General features: G+C 65.7%; 12 protein-coding genes and 1 pseudogene. 7 read left to right on the top strand and 6 right to left on the bottom strand.

Features of this window, described 5'->3' with window-relative positions; all coding sequences use genetic code 11:
* Positions 1-150: 150 nt before the first annotated feature.
* The 4 genes from ACFQU4_RS03500 to ACFQU4_RS03485 all read left to right on the top strand — a co-directional run bounded on the left by ACFQU4_RS03500 (position 151) and on the right by ACFQU4_RS03485 (position 7058).
* The gene (locus ACFQU4_RS03500; RefSeq protein ID WP_377486996.1) at positions 151-813 is read left to right on the top strand and encodes a hypothetical protein; all 663 of its coding nucleotides are present in this window, start codon (positions 151-153) and stop codon (positions 811-813) included.
* 35 nt (positions 814-848) lie between these two features.
* On the top strand, positions 849-1934 hold the full coding sequence (locus ACFQU4_RS03495) for a helix-turn-helix domain-containing protein (RefSeq protein ID WP_377486993.1): 1086 nt from the start codon (positions 849-851) through the stop codon (positions 1932-1934).
* A 799-nt stretch (positions 1935-2733) separates the two neighbouring features.
* Positions 2734-3891, top strand: a complete 1158-nt coding sequence (locus tag ACFQU4_RS03490) for a hypothetical protein (RefSeq protein WP_377486991.1) — start codon at positions 2734-2736, stop codon at positions 3889-3891.
* Between the two features lie 923 nt (positions 3892-4814).
* Positions 4815-7058, top strand: coding sequence for a hypothetical protein (locus tag ACFQU4_RS03485; RefSeq protein ID WP_377486988.1), 2244 nt, complete (start codon positions 4815-4817; stop codon positions 7056-7058).
* Between the two features lie 1388 nt (positions 7059-8446).
* Here the strand turns inward: ACFQU4_RS03485 and ACFQU4_RS03480 are convergent.
* Positions 8447-8929, bottom strand: coding sequence for a hypothetical protein (locus ACFQU4_RS03480; RefSeq protein ID WP_377486985.1), 483 nt, complete (start codon positions 8927-8929; stop codon positions 8447-8449).
* 519 nt (positions 8930-9448) lie between these two features.
* Positions 9449-14083 carry an RHS repeat domain-containing protein gene (locus tag ACFQU4_RS03475; protein ID WP_377486982.1) on the bottom strand — a complete coding sequence of 1545 codons (4635 nt, stop codon included), beginning with the start codon at positions 14081-14083 and terminating at the stop codon, positions 9449-9451.
* A gap of 280 nt (positions 14084-14363) precedes the next feature.
* Here ACFQU4_RS03475 and ACFQU4_RS03470 point away from each other — a divergent pair, with 280 nt between their 5' ends.
* A complete protein-coding gene (locus ACFQU4_RS03470) occupies positions 14364-14825 on the top strand; it encodes a hypothetical protein (RefSeq protein ID WP_377486979.1) in 462 nt (153 codons plus the stop codon).
* A 682-nt stretch (positions 14826-15507) separates the two neighbouring features.
* Here ACFQU4_RS03470 and ACFQU4_RS03465 read toward each other — a convergent pair.
* Positions 15508-19299, bottom strand: a complete 3792-nt coding sequence (locus ACFQU4_RS03465) for a LamG-like jellyroll fold domain-containing protein (protein WP_377486976.1) — start codon at positions 19297-19299, stop codon at positions 15508-15510.
* 783 nt (positions 19300-20082) lie between these two features.
* Here ACFQU4_RS03465 and ACFQU4_RS03460 point away from each other — a divergent pair.
* The gene (locus ACFQU4_RS03460; protein ID WP_377486973.1) at positions 20083-21579 is read left to right on the top strand and encodes a PLP-dependent aminotransferase family protein; all 1497 of its coding nucleotides are present in this window, start codon (positions 20083-20085) and stop codon (positions 21577-21579) included.
* A gap of 56 nt (positions 21580-21635) precedes the next feature.
* Here the strand turns inward: ACFQU4_RS03460 and ACFQU4_RS03455 are convergent, their stop codons facing one another.
* The 3 genes from ACFQU4_RS03455 to ACFQU4_RS03445 all read right to left on the bottom strand — a co-directional run bounded on the left by ACFQU4_RS03455 (position 21636) and on the right by ACFQU4_RS03445 (position 25617).
* Positions 21636-24500 carry a BTAD domain-containing putative transcriptional regulator gene (locus tag ACFQU4_RS03455; RefSeq protein ID WP_377486970.1) on the bottom strand — a complete coding sequence of 955 codons (2865 nt, stop codon included), beginning with the start codon at positions 24498-24500 and terminating at the stop codon, positions 21636-21638.
* Between the two features lie 257 nt (positions 24501-24757).
* Positions 24758-24961 (bottom strand): hypothetical protein, encoded by a 204-nt coding sequence (locus tag ACFQU4_RS03450; RefSeq protein WP_377486968.1) that lies wholly within the window; start codon positions 24959-24961, stop codon positions 24758-24760.
* A 2-nt stretch (positions 24962-24963) separates the two neighbouring features.
* The gene (locus ACFQU4_RS03445; protein WP_377487346.1) at positions 24964-25617 is read right to left on the bottom strand and encodes a DUF1883 domain-containing protein; all 654 of its coding nucleotides are present in this window, start codon (positions 25615-25617) and stop codon (positions 24964-24966) included.
* Positions 25618-25682: 65 nt separating this feature from the next.
* Between ACFQU4_RS03445 and ACFQU4_RS03440 the strand changes: the two are divergent.
* A pseudogene (locus ACFQU4_RS03440) lies at positions 25683-25934 on the top strand (helix-turn-helix domain-containing protein); the annotation flags it as partial.
* Positions 25935-25967: the final 33 nt, after the last annotated feature.

Here is a 25967-nt window from a genome sequence, read left to right as displayed (position 1 = left end):
AGCAGTCGGAAACGGCCCAACGGCATTGGCGAGTCAGGCGCACGAACACACGCACGGTTCCGATCCACGACACGCCCGCACGGACTTAACGAAATCTCACCTCGCACGAGGTAAGGTTTCGTCAAGTTCCGGAGCGCAGAGGAGTGGGCCTTGACCGTAGTCACCTTCGACAGGACTGCTGAGCACCGACTTCATGACCTCGGCCTCGACGTGCCTCTGCTGGTTCGGGCCCTGCAGCGTGCGGACGCCGAGGCGAAGCAGACCACGGGACTCGAGCCGCCGACCGCAGAAGGCAGCACGCGCTACTTCAAGACGGTGCGTTTTCTGCGCGAGGAACTGGTTCCGCTGGGTTGGGATCCCGACAACTACCGGAACTTCTGTCGCACCGTCCATCCCAGCCGCCGGCATTCGATCGTGGTCAGTTCGGGTGACGAGTTCACCGGGCTGGACATCCACGGCACGTCGCCGCGCACCAAGTACCCAAAGGGCGATCTGACCGAGGTCGCGGTCCAGCGGAATGCCGTCCAGGACGCCTTCGACTTCGGGGAGGAGTTCGCCGAACCGATCGCCGAGCGAGTCCGCGTCGAAAGCACCTGGTACTTGCTGCAATACACGACCCCGCAGCACATCCAAGCCGAGGTTTCCCTGCCGACCGCCTTCAAGAACGGCATGATCACCGACTGGCAGGAGCGCATCCTCCTCCCCCTCATCACCCGCGAAGACCCCGGGTCCGCAGAAGGCGCCACATTCAGTGACCCGGGTCCAGGCGACACCGACGGCGATGCCTATTCTTTCGACATCACCATGCGCTGAACCTTCCTCCCGCACCTTCGACCGAAGACGTCACGATGCTGAACCCAACGCGATTGGCCGCTGCCCGCAAGCGCCGCGGCTGGACACTCACGAAGCTTGCTCAGGAAACCGGGCTCAGTCGGGTCGCCCTGTCCTCCTTCGAGAACCGACATCAGGACCCCGCACCGAGGACTCTGATCGCACTCGCCACCGCGCTGAACGTCGAACCGCTCTTCCTAGAGGGCGATGAACTCGACGAGATCCCGGTCGAGGCCGTGAGCTTTCGGGCCTTGAGCAAGATGACGGCCCGCACCCGGGATCGCGGCCTGAACTCGGGACGGATCGCCATCCTCATCAACGAGTGGCTCGAGGACCACTTCACCCTTCCCGCCCCAGACGTGCCGAGCCTGACCGGACGCGATCCGGAACTGGCAGCCCAGGAGGTACGGGCTCGCTGGGGTCTCGGCGAGCAACCGATCGGAAACCTGATCCAGCTACTCGAAGCGCACGGAGTCAGGATCTTCTCGCTCACCGACGACACGAAAGACCTCGATGCCTATTGCCTGACCTGGCAGGGGCGGCCCCTCATCTTCCTCAGCCGGGAAAAGTCCGGCGAGCGGCACCGCTTCAACGCCGCACACGAACTCGGACACCTGATCCTCCACGGCGAGGACAAGGCTCCCAACGGCCCTGAGGCAGAAGTGGAAGCCAACCGGTTCGCCGCGGCGTTCCTCATGCCGAGAGCCGGTGTCCTGGCTCAGGGACTCCACAACGCGCATGCCCAACGATTTCTTGAGGCGAAGAAACGCTGGAATGTTGCCGCCATGGCCATGGCACACCGTGCCAACGAACTCGGACTCATGACCGAGTGGGCGTACCGGACCGCGTGCGTCGACCTCTCACGCATGGGGTACCGGAACGGAGAGCCGAACGGGATTCTCCACGAGTCCTCGCCGCTTTTCACCAAGGTCTTGCAGCAACTCCGTGCTCGCGGCCTCGGGTTGCAAACCATCGCCGCCGATCTCGGCCTCACTGTCGCCGAGGTCAAGGCGTACCTGCTCGGGCTGACTCCAACCGTCCTCCCCGGCAGGGCCGGCGACGCCGACCGAAAGCTCCGCAACCACCTCCATCTCGTCGACTGACTGTCGTCGGCGCCCCACCGGCCCCTGGGAGCTCGATCAGAAACACGCGGGTATGCATCGCGACCCGATCCCTGTGCCGGACACCTACTTCGACGACTACCGCACCAGGACGCCCTTCGCCCGGCGCGCGGCCATCCGGCTGGACGAACAGCTGACCGTACGCGACCTCAACAGCCCGAAAGTAGCGGGCCACCCAGTTAGGCGGCGACCGCTGAGAACCTCTCGGAGGTGGGCACGTCATCTGCTCACAAACGGCCGTTTCTGAACGGTCGCGCCGGTTTCGCCTGCCCGGCTTCGGTGTGAACCGTGGGACGTGGCGTATCGCCACTGGTGCGGCACTGGCCGGGTCCGTGCTCGTGCCGTCACGGTTCATACAGGGTGCGGGTAACTCGCCGCGAGTGGCGGTTACGAGCGCGGCGGGATCTCGTCAGCGTGTCGGGTCGCGGGCCCAACCTCGAGAAGTATCGGAGACCAAGGTCTTTGGGGTCAGGTCGCTTTCTCGGTGGCGCAGTCCGATGACAGTGGGTGCGGAGCACGGCCAGGTTTCGGCTGCAGGTTGATCTGGTTTGTGCTGTGCTGGGCGTCGCTCACGATACGTTCGCGACATGCAAGACGCCCTCGGCTACGTCGGCAGCCCGCCGCCACAACCGGTCGCGCGCCAAGCTCGACCTCCCCGCCACCTACACCGTCGACGCACTTCTCGCTGCCAGCGAAGGCGGCCATGAGCCCGAACCGACGGCGGAGGGATCGCCGCTCTCGGCGAACAACGAAACCGGGCATGGTTCGGACGCACCTAGCGGTGATCACTTCACTCAACCCGGACCAGCGCCCGGGAATGATGATTCTGCAGCGAGAACTGGAGATGGCGAAGGCAGCGGTCCTGTATGCGGAATCGGTCGAGATGCTGAGCCTTGCCCGGCAGATAGTAAATGATCTTCGGGCTCCCGGGGACGGCCCAGACAGCAACGTCATCCTCGGCGTGCTTGAATCCCTCGACGACGAAGCACCTCGGAATCCCGGTAGCGGCGGCCGCAACCCGGAGGTACACCGACAGAAGCTCAAGATCATCAGGGCGCTGGTCGCGGGGCCCCGCGACTCGCTCGATCCTGAGATGCAGGAGCAGCTGTCGACGTTTCTGGAGGCGATCGAGGTCGGTCGGACCGCGGAGTCGGAAGCTCAGATTCGCGACAGGACCGATCAGATGTACACCGTCACCGGTGCAGCAGAGCTCGATCTTGCATTCAGGACCGGCCAGCTCCGGTACAACAACCGCGTGAGGTTCGACAGCGACTTCGAGACCCTCATGGCGGACTATGAGCACCAGGTACAGCGCTACCTGGAGGATCCCCAAACGTGCGTCCTGGTTGACGATCCGTCCGCATCACTCGTTCGAGCCATGATCGACGAGGGCGACGTCAAGATGCCCCCGCGATCGGTCGCCAACGCCGGCGAGGCTGCTCTGGGAACGGGCTTCTTGTCCCGACTTCCGACCTTTCCCACGGCTCCCATGGCTCAGATCCTGGAGGTCAAGGACGGGTTGGCTGAGCCGCTCGGTCGGTACCGGCGGAAGGTAACCGACCTGCGCAGTCATCTTCTCACCGGTCCGTTCGACCAGCACATCGATGCGGAGATCAACAACGTCTGGCGAACTGAAGTCGAGCCCGCAGTCGCTGAGATCCGCCTCGCGATCGCCGATCACGCCCTGGGCAAGGAGCTAATTCGGGCCGCCGGCGCTGACGTCAAGCAGTTCGCTCAGGGCTCTCTGCTGACCGGCGGTCTGGCGATCCTCACAGCGAACGCTTTCGACCTGACCGCGGCAGTCACGGCCTCAATCGGCGTCGGCTCAGCGGCGGCCGCAGCGACCGTCAACGCTCTGATGCAGCGCAAGAAGGGCGGCGCGCAGGCGCGTGCCAATGACCTGTACTACCTGCATGCGGTCGACCAGGGGTTGGAGTAGTGACGGCGGTGACGCAGCCGGACTCGGCCGAGCCGCGGAGGCTGCGGTTGTCCCGGCGGGCCGGGTTCCGGCTGCCGGCCGGCGCCCGGTCGGTGGCCTACCCCTCCCGACACGCCAACCCGTTCCGGCCGGCCCCGCCGCCCGGCGGCCAACTCCGAAGCGATCGCGCACTTACGGGACGTGGCTGCTGTCCTAGCCCGAGCTGGTGCGGCGGGCGCGCGCTAAGCTGCGCAGCCGCGACCTGGCCTGCTGGTGGTGCCCACTCGAGTGCTCAGTCCTTGGGGAGCAGTGCGTCCGGATACCCGCGGTCGAATGCTTCCAGGCAGTCTGGGCAAGCTTTGACTGAGCCGGGGTTGAACGGCTCTGGAAGCCTTCGGGCTGGCTGACCCGCTATCGGGCATGAGTGCAGCCACCGGCCGGTTCGGCATCAGCAGCAGCGCGTTCCTGACTACCGGCTGCGCCTCGATCCTGCAAACGCCTGTGCTGTGCCATGGGCGGTTCCGAAGCCGTGGCGGTCGCACTCTGGCACTGCAGTGAGTGCGGGCGGTGGTCGAAACGCACCTGGGAACAGGGCACCGGCCAGCCACCGATCGGCGAACACCTCCTGCACCGTAGCGCCGGCATCGGACCGGGCGATCCCATAGAACTGAGCCATCTCGAGATCGAATATGCGAACGGCTCCGGGACTACTTGATCTGATCTGGGACCCAACTGCCGGCTCGCACCTTACGTTCGGCGTCGGCTGCTGGACCTGGCTGGCCTCGGCCACAACGCTGGCGCCGTGTCGTTCGTTCGCAGATCTCCCTAAACCGACGCACACCGCGCCGGTTCGCCGCGCGCTGAGCCTTTGAGTCGGCCGCCCATTCGCGGACAATCCCGTGCGCCTTCAGTGATGTCGCGGCTGCACGGGGCAGGATTTCCCTGTGAACGATCCCGCTCCCGCTCTGAGCCCAGACGAGGCCTTTGCGGCGGCGCGCGATCATCTCTCTCGCGCCCACGACCACCAAGCGCGACTCAATTATCTGTGGAACTCCATGCTCGAGCCTGGTCCGTTCTCGGCATGGATCGAAGTACCCACTCCGCCGACGCGGGAACTTTGGTGTTCCTTCGATCCCGATCCTCAACTACAGACCGAGGCCGACCAGGTCATGGCGGACTTCTTCCGATCCATCAAGCTCGCCATGGATGCTTGCGTACTCGCGGCTGCCACAGTGGTCTGCCAACCGATCGGCCGCGTCACACCAGACACACACCGAATGCCGCTTATCCGCGACCAACGTGAGTTCGACACGCTAACCGAACACGGCCAACTGCTCGGACTACGCCCGGACCAGATCAACACAATTCGACCGATACAGCCATTCAGCTCGCAGCCCGACGATCCCATCGTTCGCGACATGCAACATCTCGCCCAGGCGCTCGAGGTTGCCTCGGCCGGTGGCCAACTCTTCACAGCCTGGGTGTCCGAGGCACGACCAGAACCTGAGGTACCTGCCGGAGTGACAATCGCTCGGACCACCATAGATAACGCCGGCACCCTCGACGCTCCGAAACGCCTGGCAGCGTTCGAACTCGAGGAATGGGACACAGCCGCGCGTTTCGCCGGAAACCCGAACGTTTCCTTCGACCTTGTCGGTAATGCTCCGCCGTGGCCAACCGATCCTGATGACAACTTCGCAACCCGATCCCACAGGTTGCTCGTCATCACCCAGCACCTAATCGAAGCCATGGAACGCTCCGTCACCACGCCATACCGTGCCGACCTGCTGGCATCGCTCGACCAAATGATGCCCGAACGCCCCAACAACACCTGGCATCCCGTCCAGTTCGACGACACCACAGACGACGAGAAAAAGGCTCGAGCCGCCATCGCAGAGTCGGATTACGGGCTTGCCACCTACCTCAACGGAGACCGTACCCTTACCTATCTGCGCCTTGGCGCAAATGGCCAGATCCTTGGTCGAGAGATAGCCGACGCATCCGATCTGCTTGGCGATAGCCCCGACGGAGCCGCCGTCGAGGAGGCAACCCGCGCGACCGCGGGACGTTGGGGCCTGCCGGACTTCGTCCTTAGGCCGAAGATCTTCCAGAAGGGCAGCGGAATCCGAGAACTCGGCGATGGCACCATCATCTCTGGTCCTCGCGGCATCACCATCCAGGTCAAGGCCCGCGCAAATGCGGACGACTCGCCGGACCGGGCCGAGAATTGGCTGCGTAAGAATGCAGCCCGCGGACTTCGCCAAGCCCGCGGTACGGTCCGCTCAACCTTGATTGACCCTTCGGTCGAACTCACCAACCTCCGCGGACGACCGATCACCCTCCGGGGCTCAACAATCTCGTGGGTCCCGGTTGTCGTCCTTGATCACCCCAACCCGCCGCTGGACCTTAGCCTGGAGCGGGACGGCATGGGTCCAAGCGTCGTCATTCTCCGCCGGGACTGGGAGTTCCTTTGGAACCAACTCCGGTCAGCTAGCGCGCTGGTGGACTACATCCACCGTGTCGCAGGCGATGAAGACCCGCTCGAACTCGGGGCCGAGACCCACCGCTACTTCGAGCTCGCGCACCGCGACCCGACCGCACAGCCGACCCCGCCGCCGGACTGGGCTCTTGAGACAAATGTAGCGCCGACTAGTCTCCCGCTCCTGCCACGGGATCCAGCAGCCTCGAGCGATGAATTCGGCCACGCAATATTTCATCGGATCCTGGAAGACATCGCGAGCACCGACTTCACCGGCGACGAGTCCGAACGCATCGACGTCCTATCCCGGATCGACCGAGTCGCTGTTGCGTCGCGTGCTTCCCTTGGACGACTCCTGCTTCGTCGGTTGACGGTATGCGCAGAAGCTGCCCCGGAGGTTCACCGCATGGAGCATCGAATCATCTACATGGAGAATGGCGACCTCCAGGTCGCCTTCACGACCATGTCCCAACTCACCGGCTATCACCAACAGATCTACCGAACCTGGCTCCTCCATCGCCGACAGACCTTCCTTGAACGCACCGCCACGAAAGGTCCAATATATCCGTGGACCGTGGGCGTGCTACTAACCCCACGTGCCCACGGAGGGCGCCCGTGGGACACCACGGTTATGGCCTCGAACGGTCCGCCCGCCTACGATCAACAGGAATTCGACCGCCTCTCCCCGTTGCTCACTCCCAACATTTGACGTAGCGCGCGCGGCACTCGAAGTGCCTGTTGTCAGGAACTGGCAGAACTCCATGATCACCATTAGCGCCCGGTTGCTAAGCTCAGTCATTGCTTGAATTGAAAGGTCAGAAGGAGCGGAGCAGGGCCGCAATCTTGCCGCGTATTCGCCGCAAGCTTCACCGCTCGAGCCCCAGGAGCCAAGCGTATATGCGATCGAGGTGCCGCCTGATGTCGTTCTTCGACACCTGTTTAGCCGACTTCCTCAACGCCACCGCGTTCGACCTTCCGTCGATCCAGCTAGTTGCCGATCTTGATGTTTCCTGCTCGGGCACACCCGGCATACCCGCACTGCCTGCGCCGGCGACCCGGCCGAGCGGTTCGGGTTCTGCCGCAGGCTCGGCGTCGACCCGCTCACGGCGAAGGTCGACCACGCCGACTCCTACGCCCTCATGCTGCGTGAGCAGCGCGGCCGCGGCGGCTGGCCCCGGCCATGCCGAACAGACCGGTCGTCCGGCCTACGTGCACCTGGCCGGAGCTGGAGACGGGCGGCGCCTACGGCGTGGTGAATGATGTCGCAGCCGGCGTGGTCCGGGTCGACATCGAGACCGGCGAGCTGGTCATGATCATCCCGCCGGTCAGGATGCCGATCGCGCGCGCGCGCCACCATGCCAAGGCTGATCCTGACCGACGACAGGGGTGTTGTACGGGTCAACAACAGCGTCAGCGACGGCGAGCAGCCCAGCGCACCCTTCGCCGTACGCTGAGGTTATCCTCGGGCTGGTCGGGGACCGCGGCAGAGTCGCGGGACTCAGTGTCGGCCTCGTCGAACTCGGGCGGATCGCCAGCGAGCCGTCCGGATGACGGATTCCGCATCCGATCATCTCGGTAGGTACCGAGACGTACAACTTCACCCTGGCTCGCACTGTCACAGCGTATTGGCTCGAAGGACAAGGGGCGGAAGACGCTGGCCGGCTTCCTGCTCGGCCCGGTGAGCCGGACCGCGGTGCTGCCGGATCCCGCGCTGAGCCGGCCCCGGGTCCCCGGCAGCAACCGGCCGGCCAAGCTGGACGGGCCCGACACAGCAACTCACCGGGCATGCCCTCAGGGGCCAACCCACGCCAGGTCCCTGACTGCCGCGAGCGCACCACCCATATTCCAGCAGATACAGGGAATCCAGACACGAAGTTCGCTCAAGGGCGACCACGCGTGGGCCTTCCGATCACCCAACCGGCGACTGGTCGGCCGGGTCAGCCCGTTCGAGACGGCCTGGTGCGGAGTCGCCGCGGCTCGGCGAAGCCGATTCGCCGAGAGAGTTAGTGTTCCCCCTTGACCGGCGAAGTGATCCGGGCCTCGAAAATGACCGCGATCCGTTACGACCATGATCGTCCCGGTTGAGCCCAACAGCATCTACGCTGCGCTATCCTTCGCGTCCCCGAAGATCGAATCAAACGACCGGTCATACGCCGCACTGATCAGAAAATAGGGTGCTCCCGAGCCCACCCGAGGCGTACCGCCAGGTTCGCCTGCCATCAGGACGTCGTACGGCGTTGCAACACCGAGGCTGTCGAAAACGTAGTAGACCGGCAGGTTGTTCCAGGCGACGAGTTGAAGGTGTGCCCTTACTGCCGCCCGTTCGATTGCGTGCCGCCGACTGACGCGGCCCGTCATGTTCGCTTTGCAATCAACAAAGCACACCGTCCGGTTGCGGGCGACCACCAGGTCCGGCGTCCAACGCGCGAAGGTCTCGGTGGCGCGGAGTGCCTGACGGACCGGCTCGTCGAGAACTCCTTGACCCCACGCGTTGACATGCCAGCCACGCCCGCGAAGTTCCTCCGCAACGCGTCGCTCCAAAGAATCGCCGACGCGCTTTCGCTGCTCCCAGTTCACCATGAAATCGAGTATGACTCAGCCAAATGATCGAGCCAGGTGACCCTACATCTGTGGCCGTACGCTCACGGACAACCATGGACACCAATGAACACTCACGGACACTCATGACAAACAATGGGACGCATCGAGAGTTACCTGATCGTTATCTGAATGTGGGAGATCCTAACCTCCTGCCCAACTATTGAGACAGGTGAGGGATCTCCCGATCGCGGATACGGAACGTGACGGTACCCGATGCCTCGGCTCGATGGGCGATGGTTTCTTGCCGCGGCGGACGCTATGCGACCGCGCACCCGATCACTGCCCGATCGGCGCGGCGGCGCGCACTGCCGTCCAGCCGGAACACCTCAAGGTGGGCACCCCGATCTCGCAGGTCGCGATGATCCGGTGGTCGGGCAGAGGCTCGTCCAGCGCAAGCCGGTGACGGGTTCAGCGCATGGCACCGGCCAACTGGCGCTCACCGGCTGGCGCTGTGAGGCCCAGCAGGCTTGATTCGCCTGGTGATCATGGACCTCTACGTTATCTCGGTGCCGGTCGCGGAGTACCTGCGATGACCTCTGGTCCTGGTAGAAAATTCGCGAAGGGTGAGAAGATTCCGACGATCCCCATGGCCCGATCGGCGGAATTGTTTGCCCTTACAGCACGGAAGGCGCCGCCCGATGCAAGACCCCACCCTGCCGCGAATCCTTCCGCGAATTTCTTCGGGTTCTCGATCGCCTGTTTGGTCATGCTCTTGGCTGCGTTGCTGAACCCAAGGGTGGCAAAGGACAACCCCACGTCGATGCAACCCTCAACCTTGTCACTTTGACAGTCCTGGGCCGACTTGTACATCGCCGGATACCAGGTCACCCATTCGACCGCGGCACAACCTGCACGTACCGCAGTACCCTTGCCGGTCACCAGTGCGCAGGTGCCCGCGGCGGCGTTGATTGTTCCGGCGTTGTCGACCAGCCATCCAGCGGCGTCGTCGAGGAACGAGGCCTCGCCGGGCCCATTCCACTCCTCACGGGGGAGCTTCCACACCTGGTCCGTGTTGGGATTTGCGTCAGCATCCTTGATTGCTGTTGGTGACTTCTTCGTCGGCGGCTTCTTCCACGCTTTCGCTTTCTGCTTAGCGCGATCAGCACGCTTCTGGTAGATCCTCGACCACTTGTTGATCCGTTTCCTGACGTTCTTCTTGATCACCGGATTGGACATCGCCTTCGCCGATGGCGCCCGGACGTGGCCATCCGCGTCGACGATGTAGGCCAGGCCGTCGGGGTCCGACATGGTCGTCGGGTTGTTGTTCGAGTAGGCGTAGGCGTTCAGCGTCTGGGGATCCATTGGGTCGACCTGCGGGTCGACCGAGAGGAACCTGCCCATGGCGGGGTCGTATTCGCGGGCGCCGAGTCGGGTCAGTCCGGTTTCGGAGTTGGCTGTGCCACCTACGAAGCCGCGATCACCGGCGGACCACTCTTCGGCCTCGCGGGGCGCACCGAAGAGATTAAATCGACGCGCTGTGACAGCTAGCGTCTTGGCGTCGATCGCTGCCTGCGACGTGCCGTGATGATCAGCGACGGTCCAGACCAGACCGGCGGCCGTGCGGGTGCCGATCCCGTCGTAGTACCGGGTTCCCTTGATCAGCTGCGACTTCGTGTCCAGCATCACCTCACCGCTGCCGAGGAACAGCGTCACCTTCCCCGGATCCCGTCGCAGGAGTTGCTTTCCGTCCGGGCCGTAGACGTACGACGTCGAACCCACCGACGCGAGCAGCCCTTCCTCGGTCCAGACCAACTCCTGTTCCGCCCCACCGGGAGACGGGCGCCGCACCGTGTTTCCGGCGGCGTCATAGTCGTAGGACCGCTCGTCCGTACCGGACGTCACTGAGGTCACGGCATGCGGTCGCTCCGCACCGTCGCCGGAATCCGGGTACGTGTACTCGTGCACCACATCCGAGGCGCCGGAAACACTCTTGTCCACTAGGCGAGTCCGGTTTCCGGTCGGGTCGAAGGCGAACTGCTGCCAATAGGACGCCGGTCCGCCGACCGTCGATTCCGAGGGTCCTTTGTCGCAGGATTCTTTCGCCGTCCAGGCCTCGGTCGTTCGCCGAAGGTAGTCCTGGGTGAAGCACTGGGTGTCGACTGCGGACCCTGCGGCTCGGTCACCGATCCGGGTGACGTTTCCGACCGGGTCGTACCCGTAGGTCAGGTCATGGAGGAACGCACCGTTGGGCGACAGTTTCGTGGTCAGCGTCTCCGAGAGCCGGCGGGTGCCGTCCTCGTAGTACGAGGAGCGCCACAACCGCTGGTCGCCGGTTCCGAGTTCGAGCTGCGCGACCTCGCCCAGCGCGGTGTGTTCCGTGTCGGTGACGTAGGCGGATGTGCCGGCCAGTGTGTCCGACAGTCCAAGATCGTCGTAGCCGAAGGTGAGCGTCTCGGCGGGCAGGTCGCCCAGGGTCGGCAGGGTGGTGGTCCGGGGGCTGTCGTCGGCCGCGTAGGTGTGCGACGTCCGGTAGGTGCCCGCGAGCTTTCCTTCGGCCGCCGGGATGGTCACGGTTTCGGCCTCGGGCCGGCCGGCGGCGTCGTACCCGGTCACTGCCGTGACGTACTCATGATCATCGACGAAGCGGGTCGACGATGTTGGGTGCCCTTTGGACAGGGTGTCGTAGACGGACCTGGTAAGCAGCGTCCCGTCGTCGGATCCGAGCCGGGTCTCGATCGGCCGTCCGAGTTCGTCATAGCGCGCCGCGATGGTCTTGCCGCGGGCATCGGTCGCCGTCCGTTGTTGACCGGCGTCGTCGTAGGTCATCGTCGAGACACCACGGTCGGGATCGTCCGCCTTCACCCTGCGGCCGAGCACGTCGTACTCGTACCGCCAGACGTTGCCGGCCGCGTCCTTGATCGACGCCAGGTCGCCGCGCTTGGTATAGCTGTACCGGGTTTCGTCGGATTCGCCCTGCGGTTGCCGGCCGTGCCATTGCTGCAGCGCGATCTGCTGGTCCCGAGCGTCGGTGAATGTCGTGGTCACCGTGCCGCCGGCCGGCGGGACAACAGTCACCTGATCACCTCCGTACGACGTGGTCGTGCGCCACTTCTCCACGTTCTTCTCGAGGTAGATCTCGTTGATCTTCCGCTCGGCGCCGTCATGGGTCGTCACCGTGGCAGCGGGGACCGCGCCCGCGTCCGGCACGACCAGCGTCGTCCCAGGACTCGCCGATTCGTCGTAGTACGGGGCGCGGCTGACGACTGCCAGCCCACGCGTGTCGTAGAGCGTGTCCGTGAGGATCCGGCCGCCTCGGGGGCTTGGCGCCTGTGTCTGCCGCGGGCGCAGGAAGCCGTCGAGGAGTGCGTAGGTCGCGACCTGGTTCCCGTTGGCCTTCAACGTCTGGGTCCGCACCCAACTCGGTCCCCCGGTGTTACGCACGCCGTAGGCGAACAGCAGGTGGGCACTCTGGGTCAGGGGCCGTCCCGGCTTCCACACCTTGGCCAGCCGGCCGAGTCCGTCATACACCAGCGTCGTGGTCCGATTGTTCGGGTCGGTCTCCTTGATGGGGAGGCCCCACCCGGGATCGAGCGTCTTGATCGTCGTATGTCCGAGCGGGTTCGTCGTCTTGACGGTCGTTGCGAGCCCGTTGGTTTCGGAGTAGCCGGTGGTCGTCGTGCGCCCGAGTGCGTCTTTGCTCTCCAACACCCTTCCGTACGCGTCGTGCGTTGACCGGTTGGTCGTGAGGTAGGTCGGATCGCTGCCCTGGTACGACTTCGCGACCTCGGTCTGCGTGGCGAGGCCGCGCTTCGGTGCGGTGCCGAACGGCTCTCCGTCGTAGGAGATCCGGCTGTCGGACACTGCGTCCGCCGGATAGTTCGGCGTCGTGCCGCAGGCGACTCCGACGACGGTCTCTCGGCTGGGCAGGCTGACCAGCATCTTCTCTGTGTTCGCGACGTACGTTGTGGTCGTGCACCGGTCGTCCCGAGCGATCTTCACGTCGCCCAGGTCGTTGATCTGGGTTGCGTTGCCGTACTGGTCATAGGTGGTGTCCAACTGGGTCGTGCGGATCGAACCGCCGGACAGCGGAGTCCGTTCGATCGTGCGGATCGTTTCGACCTGGTTGGACACGAGATTGAGTTGCGTCCCTGTCTGCCGGATCCACGGGTCGTTGATCTCACCGCTGACCTCGGCACCACCGACCCCGTTGTACGTGATCTGCTCGCGGACGAACCCGGCCAGGGGTTCCGAATCGGGCAGTGCCTTGCCCGTCGAATCGTTGATCATCACAGTCTTGGTGCCGGAAGCGGCCTTGTCGCCGTGCATTCCCCGGAAGTACTGCGTTGACGTCTGAGACTGCGGTTTGTGCTCGTCCAGCGTCGGATCTCCCTTACGGACAACGACTTTCTCGAACCCACGCCATTGAGACCAGGTCTGCTCCTTCGGGGCGACCAACGGGTTGTCGTCGAATGCCCAGGCTCCGCCCCCGACGTATTCGTAGCGAGTGACGATGGGCTTCGCGTCGGTCACCTTGTCGTGTTCCACGGTCTTGGCCACGACATATTTGTGGAACCAGTCGTCCGACGGTTCCGGCGCGGGCGGCATCGCCCACCGCACCGGGAAGCAGAGCTTGGTGTTGGAGGGCGGCTGTGGTGTGCCGCCGGCGACACACTCGGGATCCTGGTAGACCACATTCACGTCACCGCCGGACTCGGAGGTGATCGTCGTGATCCGCATCTTGTTCAGTGCCGGCAGGCCATCCGGTGCGCTGTTGACCCGGTTCGGCTTCATCGTTCCGTCGAAGGTCACCGGCGGGAGTGGGACGGCTGCACCCGCCTGACCGGTGTGCGTGATGCTGTTCAGCCAGAGGCCGGGAGCCGTGGCGTCGCCCGGCGGCGGATAGCTGTGCGCGAGGTCCCAGCGATCGACGTTGCGGTAGCTGCCGTCCCCGGCCAGGACCTGAGTTGTGACACTCGCCAGTCGTTTCGTGGTCCAGAACGTCGGCGATGACTTGTCCGCGCAGGTTGTCGGACAGTCGGCGTCCCAGGGCACATCTGGCCACGACACGGCGTTGTGCTTCGTACAGTCCTGCCCTGGCACACACCGGTCCGCCGACTCGAAGACAACCCGTGCCGGCGCCTTGCTGCTCTGCCCGGTCTCGGCGCGGGTTCCGTACTCGATCCGGGCCAGCACTCCGCCGCGGGTGTAGAGCGCGGTGGCTGCGCCGAGGTTCTGTCCGTATCTGTTGTTCTCGGCCGTGTAGTAGTAGGTCATCGAGTTGCCGTGGACATCGACGACATGATCAAGATTCCACCGATAGGCCTGATTGCAGGACGACGCAGCGAACGTCGCCTGGTGGCACGGCTCGCCCGCGTCGTTGCCGTACACCGGAGCCGTCCACGCCGACTGGGTGGTCGTTGTCCAGCCGGTATTCTTGTTCAGGCCGAAGTAGTACTTGGTCCCGGTCGAGGAGGTGACCAGCCAGTACTCGCCGTTGTCGTCGCCGTTGAGCGTGGAGTCGCCACGCACGATCCGCTCGACCTTGGTGCCGTCGTCGTTCTCCGGGCGCCAAACGCCTCCGCTGAAGACGAGCCTGCCGGACTGCTCGCCAAACGACAGCGTCGCGTTGTCCGTCTCCCAGCACTGGTCGCCGGTCTTGCGCTGGCCGTTGTTTCCGCCGAGGTCTTCGGCACAGCTCTTGTACGACCGCTCGATGGAACCCGGCCACATCGACCAGCCCTCACCGAGCCAGGTCGGCTGGTTGTTGGTCGCAACGGTGCGCCCGTCGACCGAGTTCGACGAGTACGACAACTCGAGCTCCGGGCTGAGCTCCCCCGGAACCGGCGGCGTCCGCATCGGATACGTCCACTCGAAACCGCCGCTCTGCGTGGCGACCTGCCAGGTACCCGACGGCGCGAGTGAGGTCGCCTTGTAGTCGCCGGCCGACCCTTCGGGCGCGGCTGCGACGACGTAGGTGCTGGCCGTACCGGACACGTGCAGGTCAGCCGTCAAGATCTGCTCGGCGGCGTTGTTCCGGCTGCCGGAGACGTCCCCCGATCCCTGACCAGTGGGCTGGATCCGCAACCTGCTTGACCAGTCGCCGCCAAACACGTCGGCGAAGTCGGAGTAGTCGACGGTGACCCGAACGACCGCGGGACTCTTCGCTCGGTCCGAGCGTCGCAGCGAGAACGAGAACCGATCCTTGGACGCCCCCGGCCGCAGGGCCACCTCGACCTGGTCCGGCGCTGGCGAGTCGGTTGCCGCCACCCACACGGGTGCAGCACCGGCTCGGGCGCCACGGGCCGACTTCTGTGCCGGCGAGATTGCCACCTGATGCGTACCGGCAGTGGGCCAGGTGGCCTTTGCCGAGCGCGACTTCTCCGACGGTGCTTCCGGATCGGGCTTGGCCGGGTCGGGGCTGAAGGGGCTGACCGGAACCGGATCGACCTGGTCGACCGCCGCATCTTCGCGAACCTGCTCGGGCTGCGGGCTGGGCCGGGTTGGTTCCGCGGCGGCGGTCGGAACGGCCAGCGACATCGCGACCAGACCTACGACTGCAAGGGTCAGGGCACGGCGCAGGACTGGATGGTTCTTGATCATGAGACTGGCCTTCCTGATCAGAGTCCGGTGAGGGCGAAGCCGAGCGACCGGTCCACGGCCTGGCCTTCGCATCCGGGGTCGGAGGAGTCGAAGAGGTCACCCCAACTCGAACGGCAGCGAAAGACCTCCACGCCCTGGCCGATCCCGGCCGGCGGTTTCTCCCAGATCCAGCCGAGGGAGGTGACGGTGGTTTTGCCTTCGCAACTGGGGTCAAGCGAACTGAACGTGTCGTCGCCGGCGACGCAGCTGTACAGCGGCTTTGTACCGGGAAGGGACTTCATCGCCAGCGTTCCGAGCCGCTGCTCGGGTCGGTAGTTGGCACCGCTCTCGCCGGTGCTGCTGGAGTGGTCCCACGGCCGGCCCGTCGTGACGTGACGGATCAGTTGTGCATAGGCACGGGTGTGACCGAGCAGGAACTCAGCAGTGTGGCCCTCGCACTGCGGGTCGGTGGACGCGAAGTGGCCGGCGTTCGGGATCAGGCATCGATAGACCGGGATCGTCGGCACGTCGTCCGGCGGCGTCAGATAGACACTGCCCACCGCGCCGAGTTTCGTATGGTTTCCACAGTCGCCGGCCAAGAAGTAGTCGGTCGCGCCGTTGCGGCAGGAGTAGATCGTCCGGGTGTTCGGTGCCCCGTCAGGTGCCGCATGACCGAGCGACCGTTCGAAGTGCGATCCCGCGGGCACCGGACCGTCGGTGACGATGCGGTGGCCGGCCGTGTTGTAGTAGCGGGCCAGCTGACCGCCGTAGGCCGACGACCGCTTCGTGACCGGATCGAGGTAGTCCGCCTTGATCTGGTCCGGCGTCCGTACGCCCGTCCAGGCATGCACGTCGTCCACCTCACCGGTGAGGGGCGTAGCCGGGGCGCCGAGCTGCCGGCCTTGGCCGACCTGGAAGGTCCCGTTCGCCTGCCAGGTGTCGGTGGAGATGGGTACGGCTGTCTCCAGCGCAGAGTTGACGTAGAGACGCACCCGTTGTGCCGGCTGGTCGAACACCCCGACGAGGTGGGTCCACTCCCCCGACTGCGCCTCTTCCCGGGAGTCGGCCGTGACGACTCGGGTGCCATCGCGATCGCTGGTCGGAATCGCGAACGACCACCTCTTGGTGTCGCCGCGATAGCGCAGCTGGAACCCGCTGTTGCGGCTCCCGTCCTGGCTCAACACCGTCTGTGTCGCGTCGTCGGCACGCTCGAGTCGGACCCAGGCTGAAACGGTGAATCCGCTGTCTGTGCGGACCACCGGGGTCGAGGTCGAGAGCGGCGACGATCCGCCGTCGAGCCGGACGGCACCCGGCCCGACCTGTCCGTCCACGTGGCTCGCCGCGGCTCGGAGCGTTCCGAGCCGATAGTTGCCGGACACGTCGTCGGCGTTCCTGCCCGACGACTCGTCCAGGGGCCAGAACAGCTGCTCCACTGCAGGGGTCCCGGCCAGCCCGACGATCTCCTCAGACGCCAACGACCGGTCGTAGATGCGTACCTCGTCGATCGCGCCCGGCCAGTACTCGGTCGGAGCACCCTGAGCCTGGCCGCGGCCCAATCGGGCAGATCCACCCGCGTCCCACGGTGTGGTGTGCGACACCGCCGTGCCCGCGACGCCGTCGACATAGATCCGGGCCTGTTTGGCAGCCAGGTCGTAGACGCCGACCAGATGGGTCCACCGCTCGGCGACGGCCGGGTAGGTCGACTGCGCGGACACCTGCACCGCGCCGTCGGCGTCGGCAGCCGGTAGGGCGAAGGCCCACTTCTTGGTCCCAGGGTCGTACCGCAGGAAGAACCCGCTGGTACGGCTGCCCTCCTGGCTCACGGCCGTGTGTGCCTCGGCATCCACGCGGTCGAGCCGTACCCATGCGGCCACGGCGAACGACTTGTTCGTGTGGACCGTCGGCCCACCGGTGGTTTCGACCGATCCGGTGCTGCCGTTGAGCCAAAGCGCGTCGCCATGACGGCCCGGTCGCCAGCCGAAGCTGTCGGCCGGGATCGATCCGTCGTGTCCGTTCGGCGAGTCGTCATGCACGTCGGGCGCCTGCGTGCCCTCGAGTCGCCAGTGACCGACCGGAGGCGTTCCCTCGCCGACCATGAAGTGGTAGCGATAGAGCGGCCCGAGATTCCCGGCCCGGTCGACGCTGCGCGCGTACAGATCCAGGTCGCCGTCCTCGGGAGGGGTGAGGAGGATGGTCGCGGTCTTGTCCGCGTCGGCGGCCACGTACGTCTGCGGCTGGTCGTGCAAGTCGTAGCGGAATCCGGCGACGTCGGGATCCCCTCCGGCGGAGAAGACGAAGGCGCCGGCGCGTCCGGCACCCCCGCCGACCGGGCAGTCGTCGTACGGCGGCGGACATTCGGGGTAGGTCTGAGACTTCACCGACGGCTTTATCGCCGGCGCCGTCCGGTCGATCGTGACGTGGCACCAGTCGCTCCAGGGCCCGAAGTCGGTGCCGTCGGCGCCCCGTACCCGGTAGCTGAGTTTGGTGCCGTCGGCCGCGTCCTTCGCCGGAACGTCGACGCTGAACGCGCTGTTCGACTGCAGCTCCGAGGTCGCGGCCGTGCCGAGCCGTTGGCCCCCTCGGGTGTACCACTCGAACTGGGCGTGAACGAGGCCGCCGTCAGGATCGCTCGCGGTGCCCCACAACCTCGGGCCGCGCGGACCTTCGTTGGGATCGTCGTCGATGAAGGGGTTCAGGTACGGCTCATTCGGTTCCAGCGCGCAGGCCTTGTGGTCGACCTGCAGGCCGGACGGCTTGCTCGGATAGCTGTTGTACGTGACGGACAGCGAGGGTCCGCCGTTGTCGACGATGAACTTCTTCCACCCCAATTGGTCGTTCTCGTTCCGGGCCGCGAGCATGATCGTCGCGATGCCCTCGTTGAACGCGACTGCGCTTCGCACGACGTCGCCCGCCTGCCAGCCGAGCCACTTCGACGGGCAGTTGCTGCTCCATCCACCGGCAGCGTTGTGCGAACTGAGATCAATGCCCCCGCTGACTCCCGGCTGGTTGTTCCAGGTGGTCCCCGAACCGACGCGGTTGGTGCCCCACGCGCCCACCTCGCGCGCGGAGCACGACGGCGTGTAGGCGAGAAAGGCGTTGAACTCGGCGCCCAACACGTGTTTGCCGGCCATCCCCTTGACGTCGAACGTGAAGTAGGACCGAGCAATGCCGACGCCGTTGCATGTGCCGTCCTCGTAGCATCGTCCGACCTTCGCCACACCGGATCCGTCGCCGCCCCAATAGGCCTGGCCGGGGTAGCCGGAGAACACCTGGGCGAAGCCGGTCCGCGGACCGACCGTGTCGGGGTCGATGTAGAGCGGGAACCGTGCCTTCCGGTCGTTCAGGAGTGCTCGGTCGGGCTCCACACTGAGCGTGTTCCGGCCGACGCGCATCTTGCCGACGGCACGCCTCGCCTCGCCAGGCGTCGAGTCCCACATCATCGGTGCACCGACACCGAAGGCGACCTTGCCCGACGGGTCGTACACCGCGACGTTGCCGTTCTTGTCGGCGCGAAGCACCAGGCCGTCGCCGCGTACCCCGAAGTCGAGCTTGCGTAGCGCGGGGTTTCGCGCGGCCGCCGACGTCTTGACGACCAAGATCATCTTGTAGCCCTGGGCGACGGCTCGCATCCGCAGGTCGACCCCCGGAAAGACCTCCGGATAGGTGGCTGTGTCGCCCTTCAACGACGGCTCGGGAAGCCTGCCCGGCCAGTGCAGTGCGATCTTCCGGCCGGCCTTCCCGATCGTGACCAACGCGGCGTCTCCGCCGGCCGAGAACGCGATCGGTACCGTCGTGGCGACCGGCGCAATCCTTCCGTTTCGCTCCACCACCCGGGTATCCACCGGCACCCACGTGTCGTCGCGTTGAACCCGCACCGGATCAGTCGTCAGCTTCGCCGTGAAGGTACCGTCCGGGTTCGCAAAGACCGTTCGAGTCTCGGCGCGCTCGTCGGGCACCTCGACCGGTTGGCCACTCTCCTTGGCCCGAAGCCTCGCCTTCGCCGACGACCCTTCGGGCGGCGCCGGCTGACTGGTTTGACCAGGCTGCTTGTCGACCGGCTCCGCAGCGGCTCGAGTCGGCGAATCAGGAATCGCCAGAACCTGCAGGACCAAGGCCAAGCCGATCAACGTGACGATCAGCACCATGGTGCGCGTGTTCTTGATCCACGATCGAGCGTCCACAAAGTCCTCCAGCGATGTCCCGACCAATCAGAGTTCCCGGATAGGCCGCTCGGTGCGCCGCGGCGTTTCACCGGGCGCATCATGACGATCACCGGTTACGGTCCGCGGACGCGCGTCCCAGGTGGCACGCTATTGATCCGCGGAGCGATCGGTGAAGGTCCAATTCAGTGCCCGCTTCGAGGGACAGTCACAGCCCGGTAACGCGCGACGTTGCGTCCGGGGCGCCCGCGGATCCGGCCACCCCCGTTCCACGGTCGGTCCGCGTCAGTGAATCGTCAGCGCGACACGATGAGCTTGACCCGGGTCTGGACACATCCGCCTGCTCGCCAGACACATCGGTTCGATCCGGGAGGGCAACGTGAGGAATGACGAGCGCAGTTCACGCCGCCGCCGACCGGCGGGTCAGCGCCGCGGCGCAGAACGGATTGTCCAGTGACGCGACGGAATCTCCACATCAATCTCGTTGGCCGTCGGAACCTCGGCCAGCAGATTTACCGATATGTTCGGCAGGCCATTCTCGACGGACTCCTTGAGCCGGCCGACGTCTTGCCCTCCACTCGTCAGCTTGCTGCCCAACTCGAGGTTTCCCGGACAACCGTGGGCACCGCGTACGACCGGTTGATGGCCGAGGGACTTGTCCGTGGTCGCGCAGGAGTGGGGACTGTGGTCAGCCCCGGCCGCTCCATGAAGATGAGGATGGTCACTCGGTCATCGCCGCTGAAGCCGGCCAGGCTATGGACCACAGGCCTTCCGACACAGCAAGCAGATGCCGCCGACGCTGCCTACAACCTGCGGCCAGGGATTCCCGATCCGCACCTCTTTCCGTTCGCGACCTGGCGCAGCCTGGTGGCCCGGCACACCAATCAGAAGACCCTCCCGGGTCGACCAGCTGATCCGGCCGGGCAACTCCGGCTGCGCGAGGCGCTGGTACAACACCTGGGTCTGGCGCGAGGCATTCGGACGGAGCCGCCGGACGTCTTCGTGACTGACAGCGCTCGACAGGCGTTGGAACTGGTCGCCAGGGTCCTCCTCGAACCCGGGGACGCAGTGGCCGTGGAGGAGCCCGGCGACCGGACGGTCAAGTTGTTGTTCGCCAGCCTGGGAATCCGAACCATTCCGATTCCTATCGACGACGAGGGGGTCGTGGTCGAGGCAATTCCGCCCGGGGTGCGTGCCGCTTACGTCCGCGCCGCCCGGCAGCTTCCGCTCGGCATGGCGCTGTCGATCGATCGGCGGCACGCCCTGCTGGACTGGGCGGTGGCGGCCGACGGCGTGATCATCGAGGACGACTGTGGCGGCCAGTTGCAGTACGCGCCTCGCCCGCCCAGTCCGCTGTACGCGCTGGACGATAACGCCCGCACGATTCACCTCGGCTCGTTGCGATGCCTGATGCTGTCCGGTCTGGGGGTCGGCTACCTGGTCGCGCCGGCTCCGCTCCATGGCGCGCTGCGCCGTGCCAAGCAGATTTCGGAGCCGTACCAATCGACCGTGTTGCAGCTTGCGGTGGCCGCGTTCATCGACGAGGGACACCTGGCCCGCCAGCTACGAAGAGTCCGATCCATTTACGCCGAGCGACGGCAGCTGCTGGATGATGCGAGTCGGAGGCTCGATCGGTACGCACGTCGTTCGTCGTCGACAACCGGGCTCGATCTCACGATGGTCTTCACCGACCATCACGTCGATGATGTCAAGATCTCCCGTCGCGCGCTTCAGTTGGGGGTCGAGCTCGTCGCCCTCTCTGAGCTGGCGACGTCGGATCAGCTCAGCGGCCTTCTCCTCGGGTACGGCGCGCTGCCGGCCGAGAACATCGACGATGCTGTGGAGCGGCTGCAGCGGGCGGTCGAGTCGGTCGTTCCGGCCGAGGAGCTGCATAAGAACCGGTCCATTCACGCCGGCCAGTGGACTCGGCCGGGCGGTCCTGACTACTAAATACGGCCGAGGCTCGGGGTGGCACGTCCACCAGTAGTCCTTGGGACGGTCAACGATCACCGGGACACAGTCGGGTTCCGGCGTTCTGTCCGGTGGAAATCGGGTCGAGGTGAACGCAGAGCTTCAAGTCGGCCGATGAGGTCGTCGCGACGGAGTTCCGCACGATCGTGTGCGTTGGTCACGTCGAACAGGTGGAGGGCCTCGGTCCACCGGGCTACTGCCTCATCGGCCCGGTGTCGCTCATGAAGAGCGTCTCCAAGATGGGAAAGGGAGACGCAACTGGCCCAACGGTTTCGGCGAGCTTGGTGCAGACTCAGGGCGCGGCGAAGGATGTTCTCGGCCTCGCCAGCCCGGCCAAGCTGGATGAGCGCTTGACCGTACGCATCCAACGCGTAGGGCAAGGCGCGACCGTTCAAGGTCGCCAGGCTCAGCGCCCTTGCCGCTGTCATCGCCGCGCCTTCGCCGTCACCGAGGTCGAGCTCACAGAGCGACTGGTTCGTCCGGCAGGCGGCTTCGAGTTCTGATTCGCCGGACTCGAGCGCGAGTTCGGTTGCACGTTTGCACAGTTGGAGGCCCTCGTGCGCTTGGCCGAGACCGCGACGGGTTGTGCCGAGGTTGGACAGTGCCGCAGCCTCCCCCGCGGTCTCGCCGACTCGCCCGAACAGTTCGGCCGCCTCCGAATAGAAGGCTTCGGCTCGCTCCGCCGCCGGTAGCTCGGCGTAGGCCCAGCCGAGCTGGTTGAGCGACCGGGCCGCGGCGCCCTCGTCACCGGTCCGCCGAGCGCGGAGAAGGGCGTCCTGCTGCACCTCGATCAGGTCATTCAGGTGATGGCGCTGCAGGAGGTAGGCGCCCACAAGATGCGCAAGTTGGTGGGCGATCCGATCCGAAGCCGGAGGTGCGCTGCGGAGGATTGCGCGCAGGTCGTCCATCTCGGCTTCGAGCCATGCCAACCCTTCGTCCGCTGTTGAAAATTCTTCTCGCTCAACCTCCGGCGGTACCGGCTCAAGCGTCGGCCACACATAGGTGAGGCCGGCGAGCTGGGACGCCGCCGCCGTAGAGTGCAACGAGTAGAGGTGGATACGCCGCAGCACCGCTCCGCGTTCTTCGGCCGGATCGTCCGCGCACAACTCGCGGGCGAGGGCACGGATCAGATCGTGAACCTCGTATCTGTGGTGATCGATGGGGCGGATCAGGGTCTGGTCGATCAACTGGACGATCCGCTGTCGTGCCCGCGAGACTGGACAACCCATCGCGGCCGCCATCGACCTGGTCGTGAAGGTCGGTCCCGGATGCAGGCCTATCATCCGGAAGCACCGTTGAGTGTCCTCATCCAAAGCGAGGTAGGACCAGGACAGAACCGATCGGACATCGGCACTCTCGTCGGCATCGACGAGCAGATCAAGCGGTGCAGCGCTGTCGTGCCAGTGGTCGAGCCAATCCGACACAGTGCCTCCGCCGGATCGGGCGACTTGGCCAGACGCCACCGCAAGGGCTAACGGCAGATGAGCGCACACCTGCGCAAGTCTCTCCACACCGGACCGGTCAGGATCCACCGCAGTCGCGGCCAACGAAGTGGCGATCAACCTTGTACTTTCGTCAGGCTCCAGGGGTCCGACCCCGACCGGCTGGGCCTGTTCGCGCACCGTGAGACCGACAAGCTGATTTCGACTCGTGATCAGGACCTGACCGGCTGTGCCGGGCAGCAGCGGCCGCACCTGCCTCGGGTCTTTGACGTTGTCGAAGACGAACAGCATCCGACGATCGGCAACGAGGCTGCGGAGCAGGGCGGCGGCAGCTTCGGACCTGGCCGGAATCGATTCTCCCCGGATGCCGAGGCTTTCCAGGATGACCTTAAGCGCCTCGGCCGGGTCGACACTGCGATCAGGGCCATAACCACGCAGGTTGAGATACACCTGGCCATCCGGAAAGCGATCAGACCGACACCGTGACCAATGCACGGCCAGCGAAGTCTTCCCCACCCCTGCCGTGCCGTGAATGACTGCGATCTCCGTTCGCCCGGCCGCCGCGCCGCTGAGGATGCGGTCCAGTTCGGCCAGTTCCGTTCGTCGGCCGATGAAGCCAGCCAGGTCGGCCGGCAGCTGGCGCGGCGTGATCGTGACGTCGACACCGGCACGGATCGACGCGCCGATTCGGGCCGCCGTACGAACCTCACCGGTCAACAGATCCTGGTGCAGTCGGCGAAGCTCCTCGCCGGGCTCTGTGCCAAGTTCCTGCGCCAGTGTGAGTCGCAACTGCTCGTACCGATCGAGAGCCTCGGCGACCCTGCCGAGCTGGACCAACACAGTAATGAGGCGGAGCCACAGGCTCTCCCGTAGTCGGTGCTGCTCTGACAGCGTCACGAGCTCGGGGATCAGTCCCTCCACCTCCCCCTTCGCCAACCGCAGATCGGCCTGCCACTCCCGCAACAAGAGGTATTCCTCAGTCAGGCCGGCCCCGTGAGTCCTGTCAAGCCACTCTGTCGAGAAGCCAGTGAACGGGTCACCGCGCCACAAAGCCAGCGCCGACTCGACCAATTCCAGGGCGCCGGCCGCCCCAGCCGACATCGCCTCCCGAGACTGCTGAACAAGTCGGCGAAACCGTTGCGCATCGACTGACTCCGCCGGCACCGCCAACCGGTAGGCGTCACCCTCAGTCGCGATCAAGCCCGGCAGCGCCCGGCGGAACCGGGCCACCAGGCTGTGCAACGCTGCCCGCGGGCCGCCGGGCGGGCCAGACGCCCACCACACAGCCGACGCAAGTTGTTCCTGATTCACGGAAGCAGGCGCCGCCATCGCTACTACGGCCAGCAATGTTCGTTGTGCCCGCGAGGAGACGAACTTGGGGTCGCGGCCAACAACAACTTCGAACGGACCAAGCAGCCCGACCGCCACAGTCTCCAACGACGTACTCCGGATACCCATCGGCCGATACCTTCGCCCATCCGCGAACATTCTCCGCACATCGGCTCCTCGGTGTTCAGACCCCAAGCCGAGTGGGCGTGACGTTCGCTGGAACGCGAGAGTCCCTAGGGGCCCCAGGTTGACGTCGCTGACGAGCCGGCCCGGGACACTACTGCCCGTTCCTGGAAGTGGACCCGAAGGCGGAGGCAGGTCTCTCCGTTACCGCTCAGTTGGGGGCCCGGCGGTTTCACCGCATGGGCCCTCAGCCGTTCTACCGCCTACCTGATCCTGCCGATCTTCTTGAACGCCCGTTCCATGCGGTTCAGGCTGCGCTGGGCCTTACGTGCTCCGCCGTCCTTGTCCTCCATGGCGATCCGGTGGCCTCGGCTACACCGAACCGTCTGGCCCTTGGCGACGGCACCGATCGATGCCTTGACCGGCGCACCGCACTCTGGGCATTCGGTCGTGAAGTCCAGGTCCATGATCAGACCGCCTCTCCGAGGAACAGGTCCGGCCGGACCCGGCGGGCGATCTCGTCGGCGATCTCTTCGACCGAGAACTCCGACGTGCTCCGGGCGACCTTGTCGGCCAGGGACGGGCTCTGCGCCATCACTTCGTCCTTGGTGATCTTGTGCCAGATCGGCAGCAGGTTCTGCTCGCCAGCGACCGTACGGGTGACGATGCCGTCGAGTTCGTACTGCGGCCATCCCTTGGAGAAGAACGCCGTGGAGAAGATCACAACGCCGAACGCGCTACGGCCCAGGCCCTGGTCGATCCTGCGCCGAAGGCTGTCGCCGATGCGCAGCTCGGCGTCGTCGAACCAGACCGTGACTCCAAGATCACACAGCGCCTCGTACAGGGGTCGGGCGATGTCGGCCTTGTCCTCACCAGCGTGGGAAATGAAGGCATCCCACGTTTGCCCGTCGTCGGCCAGCGCGGCCGTCGGCGGCTGAACCCGAACGCTGGACAGCGACGGAGGCGCCGAGCTGCGGACCACAGGCAGCGGCGGCGGCTCGACGTGGACCGCCGACCTCACCCGAGCCTTAGACCCCATGCCTTGCAGATCAACGACCACGTACCAGTGCCCGTCGCGCGGGATGACGATGCGAAGCGGAGACCGGCCAGTGACCTCGGACAGCCAGCTTCGCCGCTTGAAATCGGGGCACAGAATCGGCCGTTCCGCACGACGCCGCCGCCGCGCCCGCCACCGTCCACCGGGCCTTCCGGGACGAGACCGGCCTGTCCTTCTCCAGTTGGTGCTACGCGGCCCGGATGCGCATCGCCCGCGACCTGCTCGTCGGCGGCGCCCAGCCCAGCGCCGTCGCCCGTCGCCTCGGCTACGCCCACCTGCCGACCTTCAGCGCCGCCTTCGGCCGGTTCCACGGACTCTCGCCACGCGACTACCAGGAGCGCGAGCTCGGCGGCACAACGTCACGAGGAGGTCAGGACGGGTAGCCGCGGTCCCGCAAACCGCGTAGGTCAGCGCCG

The sequence above is a fragment of the Microlunatus sp. GCM10028923 genome (assembly GCF_042666975.1).
Lineage (GTDB): Bacteria > Actinomycetota > Actinomycetes > Propionibacteriales > Propionibacteriaceae > Microlunatus.
The sequence above is the reverse complement of the archived record's forward strand: the minus strand, read 5'-3'. Positions and strand labels throughout refer to the sequence as shown.

Excerpts from the sequence above, each read along its gene's own strand:
- ACFQU4_RS03495 (WP_377486993.1), top strand. The coding sequence starts at position 849 with ATGCTGAACCCAACGCGATTGGCCGCTGCCCGCAAGCGCCGCGGCTGG.
- ACFQU4_RS03480 (WP_377486985.1), bottom strand. The coding sequence starts at position 8,929 with ATGGTGAACTGGGAGCAGCGAAAGCGCGTCGGCGATTCTTTGGAGCGA.
- ACFQU4_RS03455 (WP_377486970.1), bottom strand. The coding sequence starts at position 24,500 with ATGGGTATCCGGAGTACGTCGTTGGAGACTGTGGCGGTCGGGCTGCTT.
- ACFQU4_RS03450 (WP_377486968.1), bottom strand. The coding sequence starts at position 24,961 with ATGGACCTGGACTTCACGACCGAATGCCCAGAGTGCGGTGCGCCGGTC.